This is a genomic window from Sporosarcina highlanderae, from assembly GCF_030433715.1.
GTDB classification, from domain to species: domain Bacteria; phylum Bacillota; class Bacilli; order Bacillales_A; family Planococcaceae; genus Sporosarcina; species Sporosarcina highlanderae.
The window spans coordinates 347,167-360,285 of sequence record NZ_JAROCC010000002.1; the positions used below are offsets into that span (position 1 = coordinate 347,167).

Here is a 13,119-nt window from a genome sequence, read left to right on the forward strand (position 1 = left end):
CTCGCCTTTGTCACCTTTCGGACCTTGAGCGCCATCGCTGCCGTTGGTGCCTGGATCGCCTTTGTCTCCCTTGTCGCCCTTGTCACCTTTCGGGCCTTGGGCGCCATCGCTGCCGTTGGTACCTGGATCGCCTTTATCTCCCTTATCGCCCTTGTCACCTTTCGGACCTTGGGCGCCGTCGCTGCCGTTGGTGCCTGGATCGCCTTTGTCTCCCTTATCTCCCTTATCACCTTTCGGACCTTGAGCGCCTTCGCTGCCGTTGCTGCCTGGATCGCCTTTGTCTCCCTTATCACCCTTGTCCCCTTTGTCACCTTTGTCACCTTTCGGGCCTTGGGCGCCGTCGTTGCCGTTGGTGCCTGGATCGCCTTTGTCTCCCTTGTCGCCTTTGTCACCTTTCGGACCTTGGGCGCCATCGCTGCCGTTGGTGCCTGGATCGCCTTTATCGCCCTTGTCGCCTTTGTCACCTTTCGGACCTTGGGCGCCATCGCTGCCGTTGGTGCCTGGATCGCCTTTGTCTCCCTTGTCGCCTTTGTCACCTTTCGGACCTTGGGCACCGTCGCTGCCGTTGGTGCCTGGATCGCCTTTGTCTCCCTTATCGCCCTTGTCCCCTTTTGGACCTTGGGCACCGTCGCTGCCGTTGGTGCCTGGATCGCCTTTGTCGCCTTTCGGGCCTTGGACACCGTCAACGCCGTTGATACCTGGATCGCCTTTGTCGCCTTTTGGTCCCTTAGGTCCTTCTGGCCCAGGAGGACCTGGAGGACCTGGAGGACCTGGACATGGTAAAATTCCCAAAATAATCACCTCTTTTTAGTTATAATAATAGTTTACTAACGAAAAAGAATTATTCTTGGACGAACCCCTCAGCACAAAAAAATATTATATTATAAATAATCTACTCGCCTGTTTAACACACTGTTCGGAAAAAAGACTGCAATGAAACTATTGAAATGGTATTGAGATCATCACGAAATCACCTAAAGAGTTGATCATTCTTTGATTTGAACAAGAAAGGACTTCCGAGTTGGTGGAAGTCCTTTTTTTGATGTTGTGGGTTCCGCTTGGCGGATTATCGGTCAAATCCGGGGAATTATCGGTCAATTTCACAAAGTTATCGGTCATATCCGGGGAGTTATCGGTCACTTCGGCAGAGTTATCGGTCACTTTCCAAGAGTTATCGTCGTTTCATGACCTTCTACCTACCAGCTCCGATCAAACAAACAACACCGCAGATAAATAAACCACAAACGTCACCGTAATCGCACTTAACACAGTTGAAAACAGAACCGTCTGTGCGGCCAAATCCGGATGTACATCATATTCCAACGCAAGTGTCGAACTGTTTCTTGACGTCGGGAATGAACTTGCAATAAAGAGCGATTGGGCGACGACGCCGTCCAGCCCGAACAGGAAAATGAGGAGCAGCGCCACGCTCGGCCCTATGATAAGTCTTCCGATGCTGCTGGTAACAATCGTCCGATTGAGAATTGTCTTCAATTCGATTTGTGCAAGTTGGGCCCCCAACAATACAAGCGCAATTGCCAAAAACGCGTCCGATAGATGGCTGATAGGAGTCCATAAAAAGGACGGGATCGGGATTTGCAGCCAATTCAACAAACTGCCAAGAATCATCGCATGGATGACCGGCATTTTCATTAGCGATTTCAAGATTTCCAACCCCGACTTCGTTGCGGATATCAAATTATATAATCCATATGTATACGTTAAAACATTTTGGAAGACCATCACGATGATTTGTATGGAGATGCCAAGCGGATTTGCCTGAAACAGCAGCTGACTAACGGGAATCCCATAATTCCCAGAGTTGATTAACGAAATGCTGTTTTTGAATATCGCGGCTTCCCCTTTGTCCAACTTCAATAGTTTACTCAAAATAGTTGTGACGACGATTATTATTAAACTGAAGGCAACCAAATAACCGATGATCTCCAATAGGATGTGCACATCAATCTCTGTCTGATACAGATTGGTGAAAACGGCTGCCGGCATAAGACAATACGTAATCAGATTTGAGATCGCTTTTAAATTGAATGCGAATTTCCGCTGTAAGACCGCGCCGATTATTAATAGAATTAAGATCGGTATAATGATATTAATGAAAATGGTTCCTATGAACATGATGGTCCCCCCTGTTGTGAGGTTACTCTAACAGAAATCTCTTCCATTTAAGTATACAGGAATGCAATCCTTCATTGTAATTAGGAAAAAGTTATAACGCTCTTTATCAATTTATTCTTTTGCGACAAAATGAAAAAGTATCGGAAGGGTGTACTCTCGATACCTTTGGTTACAGCTATATGCTCTTAAAAAAACTTCGTTACCCCAAGAATGAGATTGACCAGGACGCCTACGTGCATGATATCCAAATAGACGATGAGACGGTTGGTTTGCGAGCGCATCAAATCGTCCACTCCCCCGCCTCGCTCTATATTCTCCTTCAATCGCTTTTTTAAGCGCTTCATCCCGGGAGCGATAATTGTGGCCAACAAGATAATGATACCAAGCATGATGTACTGCTTCAGCCCAATCCACGACCACTGCAAAAATCCGTATTTACCCATGATTGTCATTGCAATTCCTGTAACTATAATCGTGACCACTGAAGTGAAAAAGAACGGGACACTGCCTAACAACAATTTCAGCATCGGCACTTCCTTTTCACTACCGGCTTCCCTATGGAATCCAGCAACTATAAAGCATCGCTCATAAAGTGCCCCACCAAGCCAACAACATACTGCAATCAAATGAAGCACTAAAATAAATGTGAACATCGTACCCCTCCCGAAACTTATAACCATCTACTCTATGTATATTTCGGAAATGATGTTTAAGTACCATGCGGACAAAGGTAAGGGTAGATTTTTCACGATAGAGGAGTTATGTGCCTGAATGTGATTGATTAATAAAAAAGCAGCCTCCTTTTAAATAGGAAGCTGCTTTTTCATTCACACATTCACCATCTCTAAAAACTGCCGTGTTCTTTTGTTAGTGGAGTGATTAAAAAATGTATCCGGATCGGCGTCTTCGATGATGACCCCTTCATCTAACATGACGATGCGATTCGCCACTTCTTTGGCGAATTTCATCTCATGTGTTACGACGACCATCGTCATGCCTTCATTCGCAAGGTCCTGCATGACTTGGAGAACTTCGCCGACGAGCTCCGGGTCAAGCGCGGATGTCGGTTCGTCGAATAATAATGCTTTCGGCTCCATTGCAAGGGCTCGAGCGATTGCGACCCGCTGTTTCTGTCCGCCTGATAATTTATTCGGATAGACATCCGCTTTATCGGAAAGTCCTACTTTCTCCAATAAGGTGAGTGCCAATTGTTTTGCTTTCTCCTTATCCATCTTTTTGACAATCAATGGCGCTTCCATAATGTTTTCAAGCACCGTCTTATGCGGGAACAGGTTGAAGTGCTGGAACACCATGCCGACTTCTGCACGGACTTGCGAAAGGTCATCCTTCTTCCGGTCGATTGCGCGGCCATCAATCGATACCGTTCCCTCTTCTGCTTTTTCAAGAAAATTCAAGCAGCGCAGCAATGTACTTTTCCCTGAACCACTGACACCGACCAAGACGACTACCTGACCAGGATTAATGTCCAAATCAATCCCTTTTAAAACTTCCAATTCACCAAAAGATTTATGAAGATTCATTGTTTTAATCATCTGTATCCCTCCCTATCAAGATCCATCCACATTTAATTTGTTCTCATATAGCTTCAGCAACCACGTGAAAATCAAGACGAGGATAAGGTAATACAATCCGACGACGAGGAATGTCTCAAACGGCATGAAGTTCGCTGCCGCTTCGCGGTTCGCTCGGGCGAACAACTCCGAAACCCCGATTAGATAGACAAGGGAAGAATCCTTCAATGTAATGATGAACTGGTTGCCGAGTGGCGGAATTGCGCGGCGAAGCGCTTGTGGGAAAATGATTCGGCGCATCGCTTGTGTGCGATTCATGCCGAGTGCAAGGCTCGCCTCGCGTTGCCCGCGGTCGACTCCCTGTATCGCACCTCTGAAAATCTCCGCAATATAGGCGCCGTTATGGACCCCAAGTGCAATCGCTCCTGCCCAGAAATTCGACAAGACGACAATTGATGTTATCCCATAATAGAGGAACATGATCTGCACGATTAGCGGAGTACCGCGGATAATCGTAATATATAAGTTTGCAATCGTCTGTAAAACTTTTGATCTCGATATTTTCATCAATGCAAAAACAATTCCAAATGCGGTTCCCAAAACAACAGCAATAGCCGTAACCTTCAGGGTGACAAGTACCGCCTCTAAGAAACCTGGATATGTGTTCATGAATACTTCGTAAAATGTTTTAATTGTTTCAGGCACTGGCCACTCCCTCTTTCCATTCCAAAATCTTTATTTATTCAAGCAGTTCCGCATCTTCCAAGTCGATGTCTAACAGATTGCGCTTGAACCACTTCTGCGAAATTTCCTCATAGGTGCCATCATCGATCATTTCTTGAAGGGCTTGGTCAATCGCGTCACGTAGCTTTTCATTATCCTTCTTCACCGCGATCGACGGCTGCTCCACCCATAACGGGTTCCCGACTTCCTTAATGGCAAAGCCATTTTCAATCGCTTCAAATCCTACGATATCGGCTGTAATTACAGCATCCAACCGTCCTTCAATCGTCAAATCCTTCAGAGCAACAACATCACTGGCATAGTATTGGATATCGTCAGACAATGTTTTTGCTGGCTCTTCATAGGTGGATTGTGAAACTACACCTATTTTCTTTCCTTTCAAATCTTCAGGTGTCTTAATTTCGTCATTGTCTTTCGCAATCCAGATCATCCCACCAGAATAGTAGTAAGGCTGTGTGAATGCTGCCTGCTCTGCACGTTTTTTCGTATAAGCCATCGAACCGATGATGGCATCATACTTATTCGCAACCAATCCTTGTAGGATTGTTTCAAACGGGTTCGTTACTGGATTTGCTTCCAATCCCATTCTCTTAGCAATCTCGGTTCCTATTTCTATGTCAAACCCTGTCAATTCGCCATTCTCTTCAAAACTGAACGGCTTGTAAACGCCACTTGCCGCATATGTGAATTTACCTTTTTCAGTAAGGCCGTATTCGTTGTCACTCGCTTCGCCCTTGTCTTCACTACATGCTGCAAGCACTAACACTGCTGCCATAAGCAAGAATAATAGCGTCTTCCAATTTCCCATTCGAATAACTCCCTTTTTTGTCGACTGATGCCGATTTATTTTGCCTACTAACTCCCTTTCCCTATCATTTATCCACTAAACCTACTTTTTTGGAGGGAGATTGGTTGGGAGGATGATCCCTTACAATCTCCTACTCTGTTTATCCGAACAACTATAAGGGGATAGACAGGTTACCGAGAGTTTTATTTAAATTGCAAGGTGAGGTGAAGGGGGACATGTCAATAAACGGAGAAAGAGAGGAAATTTCACGTGCAATTGTCCACCTCTTAAAGGAAGGGCAGAAAGATACATTCCAGAAAGTCGTTAGTGAATTGTCGCCTTATGAAATATCAACACACTACCGGGGCTTGCCGCGAAAACGTAGAATCCTATTTTTAGAATGGCTTTCTTTAGATCAGTTAGTGGCACTTCTTAGATATTTGACACGCAGTGAACAGCTTCGTGTGCTGAAGAAAATTGGTCCCATTCGTTCAATGGAATTAATGGAGCTTTTGAAAAGTGATGAATTAACACACCTACTTTCCGATTTACCCGAAAAAGAAGTAAATCGGTTGATTGCCGAGATGAAGGACGAGGAAAAAAAGGCGATACGCAAGCAGATGAAATATCCTAAAAAATCCGCTGGGCGTGTGATGATTAGTCAATATGTTTGGGTTCATCAATCGTATACCGTGCGAATGGCGATCGATAAGCTGAGGCATTTTAGGGAGTATGCGGATTACTTGAACTATGTGTATGTGATTGATGATGAAAAGAAATTAATTGGCGTAGCCTCGTATCGGGACCTGCTGTTATGCGAACCGGAGAACGACATCGTTGAGGTAATGACAACGGATATCATCAAGGTCACCGATACGACAAAACAGAGTGATGTCGCAAAAATGATTGGACGGCATGATTTACTGTCGGTGCCGGTCGTGAACGATAAAGATATTTTGGTGGGCATCATTACAATGGATGATGTGTTAGATATTGTCATACGAGAGGCGAATGAGGATATTGAAATGTTGTTTGCATCGGGTAAGGAAATTGACTTCCATACAAAACCGATTGCCGCCGCTTTTAAACGGTTGCCTTGGCTAGTTTTGCTATTATTTATCGGACTTGTTTCCGGTAGCATTATTGCAAAGTTCGAAGAAACACTTGAAGCGGTCGTCGCGCTCGCCTTTTTCATGCCGATGATTGCAGGGATGACTGGAAATACAGGCACACAGTCGTTAGCTGTTGTCGTCCGCGGACTGGTTACCGAGGAACTGACGATGAAAAAGACATTCGGCCTCATTTTCCGTGAACTGCTTGTCGGCATCATGCTTGGTGTCATCAACGGATTCGTTATTGCCATCATCGCTTATTTTTGGCAACAAAACCTTACACTTGGACTTGTCGTAGGAGCATCCCTCATCGCAACTCTCATCATCGGTACACTCGCGGGCACCATCATTCCGCTGATTCTGAATAAATTCAAAGTAGACCCAGCTGTTGCATCCGGTCCACTTATTACGACCATCAACGATATCTTATCCTTGCTCATCTACTTCGGGATTGCGACGATGTTCATCTCGAAATTGATGTGAAACGAAGAAAAGCGACCCCTTAGAGGTCGCTTTTTTGGCGGTTTATATATTTCAGTTCGAATGGCGGTAAATTAAACTAACCTTTCAGTGCGCTCAGTGCGTGGGCGCATTGTTCCATACTGCATCAAATTCGTATGCCAGGAAAATGCTTTTTCAAGTACATGCGGTGTGTGACCGCCTCTTTCTAACGCTTCAGAGTAGTATTCCCACAGCTGCGCGCGATACATCGGGTGCGCACAGTTTCCGATGATTATCTCAACACGTTCTCTTGGCGCAAGCCCGCGTAAATCCGCATAGCCATGCTCTGTAACGATGACGTCGACATCATGTTCCGTATGATCCACATGTGAGACAAACGGCACGATGCTGGAGATATCCCCGTTTTTGGCAACCGACTTTGTTACGAATATGGCAAGTCGTGCATTACGTGCGAAGTCACCGGAACCGCCGATGCCGTTCATCATTTTTGTCCCCGTTACATGCGTTGAATTGACGTTTCCGTAGATGTCCAGTTCAAGCGCAGTATTGATGGAGATCAATCCGAGCCGACGGATGATTTCCGGATGGTTCGAAATTTCCTGTGGACGCATAATTAATTTATCACGATAGTTTTCCAAATTACTGAATACCTTGTCCATCTTCTCTTGCGACAATGTAATCGAAGCACAAGAAGCCTTACGGACTTTACCTGCGTCGATCAAGTCAAAGACAGCATCCTGCAATACTTCCGAATACACTTCGAGATTTGCGAATTCCGAGTCTAAGAGGCCGTGAAGTACAGCGTTCGCCTGGGATCCGATACCCGATTGAAGAGGTGCCAATGAATTTTTTAATCTGCCTGACTCAACTTCCGTGCGTAAGAATGAAAGCAGATGTGCAGCCATGATTTCTGTTTCTTCATCAGGTTGGGCAATCGTCGATGGTGAATCAGCTTGGTGCGTAAACACGATACCTTTGACTTTATCTACGTCTACTGGAATGCCGATTGTTCCGATTCGATCACCGACTTTCGTAAGTGGAATCGGATTTCTTTCGCCTTGTTTACCCGTGTCATACAAGTCATGAATGCCTTCCCATTCAGAGGAATGCGCTGTGTTAATTTCAATAACGATTGATTTTGCATGCTTTGCAAATGATAACGAGTTACCGACAGATGTCGAAGGAATGATCATTCCGTCTTCGGTAACTGAAACCGCTTCCACAATAGCGAAGTCAATTGGTTCAATCACACCTGCGCGAATCCACTCAGCTGTGTGGGATAGATGGTGATCCACAAAAAGAAGTTCCCCGTTATTGATGCCGTTTCGCATCGCTCGTTCCGCTTGGAATGGCAGACGCTTATTCACAATACCTGCTTCCGTAAACAGTCTATCAATATCAGAACCAAGTGAAGCACCTGTAAATACATTCACTTTAAATTTTTCGGTTTCAGCGCGTTTCACCAAAGCCATTGGAACCGCTTTCGCATCACCCGCACGCGTAAATCCACTTAGCCCCAAAGTCATTCCGTCCGTAATCCAAGAAGCTGCCTCTTCTGCAGAAACGATTTTCTCCTTTAATCCTTCATGTCTGATGCGATCCATATGGTTACCCATTCCCAACCGCTCCTTTTCATATCTTTGGAATAATTTTATCTTATCGAAAAGAATGAAAGGGAATTTGAGGATGAAATACGATTTTACAGGATGAACAGCTATACAATTTGTCCGAAGCAGCATATTTTCGCCCAAGAACCAATTCAGCCCGTTTGAAATACGACGTTAAAAACCTAATAGTTTTCTAAAATAACTTGAGTACGACTGACTCACAGGGATTTGTGCACCGTCACTCATGGATAATAGGAAAGTTGAGTGGGTATCCGGATAAATGGCTCTAATATGAGTAACGTTTACAATGAAAGAGCGGTGGCAACGCACAAACAGATCATGCGGCAAGACATACTCGAAGTTTTGTAATGAATTCTTATGGGTACCTGTAATATGATCGGCAACGACAACAGTCTTTCGATTCTTTACTTCAATATAGTTCACTTCAGAAAAAGGAACTGGCACCCATCCGTCTGATGTTTTCAACGTGACAACAGATTTGCCTTCCGTATATGCCGGGTAAATTGCAATCACACAACCGTCAATGACACCATCATTATGAAAAGGAACGGCCATGCCATGATAAGGAACACCGAAAACATCTCGGTTGATGAACTCCGAAGTTTTCTGACCTTCTGTTAACGCTTTGTACGCAAGTGTTCCTTCCCTTACAGGATCACCTGGCCTTATTTTCAAATCGATTCTTTTGCTTGGTCGATAATAAACGTACTCTTTTGTATTTGATACAACGATGGATATTTCATCTGCAAATAATTCACCCATTACGTCCAAAAGGGAATCCAAATTCAACATATCCTTGCTCCTTTCTCTGAGAAAGCTTTACCTATACGTATAAGTTTTCATGTACAACATTCAACTTATCAATTATAATAAAAGATACCAAGTAACGAAAAATTATGATAAAAAAGAAAAATTAGGGGGACTGCATTATGCATATTCGAGATTTAATTGTAGAAAGATTAGGAGTCGCAACGGTGAAAGTGGATCAAACCGTTTCAGAGACATTTAAGAAAATCATTGAGACAGGATACCGGTGCATCCCCGTTGTTGATAACGATGATACGTATAAAGGGATGATCTACAAGGTCGACTTACTTTCCTACCTATACGAAGAAAAAGGTGATGAACAAAAGTCCATCGAGCATTTGTTAGAACACCAGGACGTCTTCCTATATGAAGACTCTTCATTCTTAACTGCCTTACTTAAAATAAAGGCATTGCCATTCATCAGCGTCGTTAGAAACGGCAAGCTTCTTGGTATTGTAACGCATAATAAGATTGAAAGCGTATTTGAAGATGCCTTTGGATTAAAAACAGGCGGACTAAATATTACTTTAGCATCAACCGAAGCACGAGGCATGATCCGGAAATTGACAACGGTGTTAAAGGATGAAAACATCGAAGGTCTAATGACGCTCGACAATGGATCTGCACTTGCGCGACGAGTCGTCCTTACATTGGAAAACGGAAAATCCGAAGATGAAGCTACGAAAATACGTGAAAAATTAGAGAAAAACGGCTTTAGAATCTTACAAATGCAGCAAATCGAACCGAGATAATATAAAAAACAGGCGAAATCGCCTGTTTTTTATTTTCCCCTATGCTACTTCACTCGCCGGCTTCGGAACCATACGTAACAGAATTCCGCCGATGATGAACAAGATCACTAAACTAAACACGCCATATGCCGAGCTCCCCGTCATTTGAGCCGTCACCGCCAACAACATTGGTCCCATAACGGATGCAAACTTACCAAAGATATTATAGAATCCGAAGAACTCATTGGATTTCTCCTTCGGTACAAGCTGAGCAAAATACGAACGGCTCAATGCTTGGATACCACCTTGAGAAGTCGCGACAAGCATTGCAAGTATCCAGAAATCCATTACTGACGATAAGAAAAACGCGTAAATACAAACGATAATATAAACAAAAATCCCTACATACAACATCGCCTTCACCGAAAACCGCTTTGCTAACCTTCCATATATAAGCGCGAACGGAGCTGCCACGACTTGGGTTACGAAAAGGATAATGAGAAGATCAGTAGACCCAATCCCCAAGTCCGTCCCATATGCTGTCGACATCGAAATGATTGTACCAACCCCGTCGATGTAGAAGAAATAAGCTAACAGGAAAATGAAAACGGTTCTGTACTTCTTAATTTCCTTGAACGTTTCGCCAAGTCTCCGAAAGCTGCTTGCAAGTATCTTGGGTTCACGTTCAATCGCATGGATCTGCACAACATTTTTCAGCATTGGAATCGTGAACGTGAACCACCAAATTCCCGTGATGACAAATGCCAACTTAGTCGCTACAGCCATCGAAAGCGGAATCACTCCATTATCAGCCAAAAGTATGATTGCAATACTGATAATGAATGGAATTGTACTTCCGATATACCCCAAACCGAATCCGCGAGCGGACACTTCATCCATTTTCTCTTCAGGCGTCACATCAACTAAAAATGCATCGTAAAATATATTCGCCCCATGGAATCCGATGGCCGTTATCGTATAAATGATTAACAGCGGTAGCCAAGTACCGTCAGGCACAAACGCCAAAGAAACCGTCGAAACTGAACCAATCAGAAAAAACGCAAAGAAAAACTTCTTTTTTAATCCCCGATAATCCGCAATCGTCCCCAAAATTGGCCCGATCATCGCCAAAATGAATGTAGCAATCGCCACCGTATACCCTAAATACGCTGTCGACTGCGCCAATCCAACACCAGCATTCGTCGCCACTGACTTGTAATAAATCGGAAAAACTGCAGTTGTAATAATTATCGAATAAGCCGAGTTTGCCCAGTCGTAAAACATCCAACTCTTTTCCGTCTTGTTATACCTCTTCCCCATTCCACCACCCCTTTTTAAGAACCTTCATTATAGTCTATTAATACAAGTGTACAATTAATTGACTTAAAACAATAGGATTTTTAATAATTTCATTGTATATAGCTTCCAACAAACATGCTTTCAATCACTTTCGCCAAAACAAACGGCGTATACTTGAATGCACTTTCCTTGTGTAGACGTTCGGTTAACTTATGCGCGTCTTTTCCGAATGGCCCGATGTTCAACACGGGTGATTGAAGCTGCTGCATTTCCTTGAACGGAATACTGTATGTATCTCCCCACACAGGCGTATTGTTTTTAAAAGACTGCCATCCCGTGTCGGTTGGATTGTAATTCACATAGCTTAAATCTGAGATTCCATTGAAGTAATGCACTTGGGTCGCTTCAACATTGAATTCCTCTTTTAACAATTTTTGAGTCAAGGCAATCTTCTTCTGTACCAATTCATTATCAGATGAATTAATTGCTGGATAATATGGCGGTGCATAAAACAATACTGTAGCTGGGGCCAGCTCCTGACAACGCAACATCAAATTATCAGTAATTTGCATGGACAATTTCCGTTCATCCAGTGACTCATCAGCCATTACGCTTTCTATCAATTTCTCTACTCCGTTAGAACCCATTTTTCTCACCGCGTACTCAAGCAGTTCAGTGTACTCCAATACTCGGATCTCCCCGATCGGAGTGACGCCTTCCCGTTCACAGATTTTCTTATAGTCATTCGTACATTCAGCCATTGAAGTGATAGCGGTGTGTTTAAATATCGTCATAATATCATCCGCATTCTGCCGCATTAAGAAGACATTATAAAGCGCAGCAGTATGATGGGATGTTTGTGCGGAGTAATCTTCCTTTAAGTCAATTTCTTGTAAACAAATTGGAAGTGGGGTTTTCTCACCGTACTCCTCTTCAACAAAATGTGGGTTAAACTCCATTGCTTTCGTCAGATAGGATGCCATATAATGACCTGTTATCCCGCTTAACGGTTCCCCGGCATGTGTTTCCCTGCCGTAAAATAATGCTGATGGCATAATTTTTCCAATCGTTCCTGAGTAAATATAATAATTTGCATCCTGCGGCTTTTGTGAAAATGAAGGTTCGCTATTCAAAAACAATTGGTATTCTAACCCATATTCTTTCCTTAAGTTGATTAGACCCTTTACTGCAGCCCTCATCCCTGAAGAGTTTACTTCTTCGTCTGGTACAGTCAACAAAAGTAGGTTGATGGGCCATTTTTCAATGCTTGCTTTTTCTAATAGATGAAGATGTAAAACAAGCCCCATTTTCATATCCATTGTTCCTCGACCAAATAGATAGTCGTCAGTATCAAGATCTATTTGAACATCTTCGGGCAAATCGTCTTTTCTTTTTTTAAGCTCTTCTGTCAGCGCCTTCGGTTGGAATGCTAATTCTTCCAAGCCGCCACCAAACTCTTCTGTATGTACTGTATCAAAATGGCTAATTAGGACGATTGTTTTATTAGTCACTCCACTATCATAATACGCAGTAACCGCACTTCTTCCCTTACCCGCATCATGAAAATGGATATGGGAGCTGTTTTCTTGAAAGTATTGCATCTCCAAAATCTTTTTTAAAACCTTCGTTGCAAACTCAATTTCCCCTTCGGTTCCCGTTCTGCTATCCCAACCAACCACTTCGCATAATAACTCCTCGAGGTCCTCCGGAGTATTCCACTTCATCTTTTCATTTTCCATTTCAGGACACCCCCTATGAAACATCTTTTCTATAAAACAATGCAATCCTATTTATGTGTTAAATTCTCCATGCAATGGGTTTATCCCTCTTTTTCACCTTTCGAAATTGGTTTTGTATTAAGCTATCGCAATTGTATCGGTG

12 protein-coding genes and 1 pseudogene are annotated in these 13,119 nt (G+C 43.5%); 3 read left to right on the forward strand and 10 right to left on the reverse strand.

Annotated features, from left to right (window positions below; all coding sequences use genetic code 11):
• Positions 1-792, reverse strand: a pseudogene (locus tag P5G49_RS04275) (Gly-Xaa-Xaa repeat protein); the annotation flags it as partial.
• 247 nt (positions 793-1,039) lie between these two features.
• Here P5G49_RS04275 and P5G49_RS04280 point away from each other — a divergent pair.
• The gene (locus tag P5G49_RS04280; protein WP_301242213.1) at positions 1,040-1,237 is read left to right on the forward strand and encodes a hypothetical protein; all 198 of its coding nucleotides are present in this window, start codon (positions 1,040-1,042) and stop codon (positions 1,235-1,237) included.
• On the opposite strand, the gene P5G49_RS04285 is transcribed toward P5G49_RS04280, so the two are convergent.
• From P5G49_RS04285 to P5G49_RS04305, 5 genes are all read right to left on the reverse strand, one after another.
• Entirely contained in the window at positions 1,210-2,139 is a 930-nt protein-coding gene (locus P5G49_RS04285; protein WP_301242286.1) for an AEC family transporter, read from the reverse strand. The two genes, P5G49_RS04280 and P5G49_RS04285, sit on opposite strands and share 28 nt — an antisense overlap.
• 182 nt (positions 2,140-2,321) lie before the next feature.
• Positions 2,322-2,789 (reverse strand): hypothetical protein, encoded by a 468-nt coding sequence (locus P5G49_RS04290; RefSeq protein ID WP_301242214.1) that lies wholly within the window; start codon positions 2,787-2,789, stop codon positions 2,322-2,324.
• A 174-nt stretch (positions 2,790-2,963) separates the two neighbouring features.
• The gene (locus tag P5G49_RS04295) at positions 2,964-3,689 is read right to left on the reverse strand and encodes an amino acid ABC transporter ATP-binding protein (RefSeq protein WP_301242215.1); all 726 of its coding nucleotides are present in this window, start codon (positions 3,687-3,689) and stop codon (positions 2,964-2,966) included.
• 15 nt (positions 3,690-3,704) lie between these two features.
• Entirely contained in the window at positions 3,705-4,337 is a 633-nt protein-coding gene (locus tag P5G49_RS04300) for an amino acid ABC transporter permease (RefSeq protein WP_301242287.1), read from the reverse strand.
• Between the two features lie 70 nt (positions 4,338-4,407).
• Positions 4,408-5,220, reverse strand: coding sequence for a transporter substrate-binding domain-containing protein (locus P5G49_RS04305; protein ID WP_301242216.1), 813 nt, complete (start codon positions 5,218-5,220; stop codon positions 4,408-4,410).
• Positions 5,221-5,435: 215 nt separating this feature from the next.
• On the opposite strand from P5G49_RS04305, the gene mgtE reads away from it, so the two are divergent.
• The gene (gene mgtE / locus P5G49_RS04310; RefSeq protein WP_301242217.1) at positions 5,436-6,794 is read left to right on the forward strand and encodes a magnesium transporter; all 1,359 of its coding nucleotides are present in this window, start codon (positions 5,436-5,438) and stop codon (positions 6,792-6,794) included.
• Between the two features lie 71 nt (positions 6,795-6,865).
• On the opposite strand, the gene scpC is transcribed toward mgtE, so the two are convergent.
• Positions 6,866-8,389: a succinyl-CoA:acetate CoA-transferase ScpC gene (gene scpC, locus P5G49_RS04315; RefSeq protein WP_301242218.1), complete on the reverse strand. Its 1,524-nt coding sequence runs from the start codon at positions 8,387-8,389 to the stop codon at positions 6,866-6,868.
• A 165-nt stretch (positions 8,390-8,554) separates the two neighbouring features.
• Positions 8,555-9,193, reverse strand: a complete 639-nt coding sequence (locus P5G49_RS04320) for a LytTR family DNA-binding domain-containing protein (RefSeq protein WP_301242219.1) — start codon at positions 9,191-9,193, stop codon at positions 8,555-8,557.
• A gap of 137 nt (positions 9,194-9,330) precedes the next feature.
• Here P5G49_RS04320 and P5G49_RS04325 point away from each other — a divergent pair, with 137 nt between their 5' ends.
• Positions 9,331-9,960 (forward strand): CBS domain-containing protein, encoded by a 630-nt coding sequence (locus P5G49_RS04325; RefSeq protein ID WP_301242221.1) that lies wholly within the window; start codon positions 9,331-9,333, stop codon positions 9,958-9,960.
• A 39-nt stretch (positions 9,961-9,999) separates the two neighbouring features.
• Here the strand turns inward: P5G49_RS04325 and P5G49_RS04330 are convergent, their stop codons facing one another.
• Both P5G49_RS04330 and P5G49_RS04335 read right to left on the reverse strand, forming a co-directional pair.
• A complete protein-coding gene (locus tag P5G49_RS04330; protein WP_301242222.1) occupies positions 10,000-11,259 on the reverse strand; it encodes an MFS transporter in 1,260 nt (419 codons plus the stop codon).
• A gap of 89 nt (positions 11,260-11,348) precedes the next feature.
• The gene (locus tag P5G49_RS04335; protein WP_301242223.1) at positions 11,349-12,977 is read right to left on the reverse strand and encodes a M20/M25/M40 family metallo-hydrolase; all 1,629 of its coding nucleotides are present in this window, start codon (positions 12,975-12,977) and stop codon (positions 11,349-11,351) included.
• Positions 12,978-13,119 lie beyond the last annotated feature (142 nt).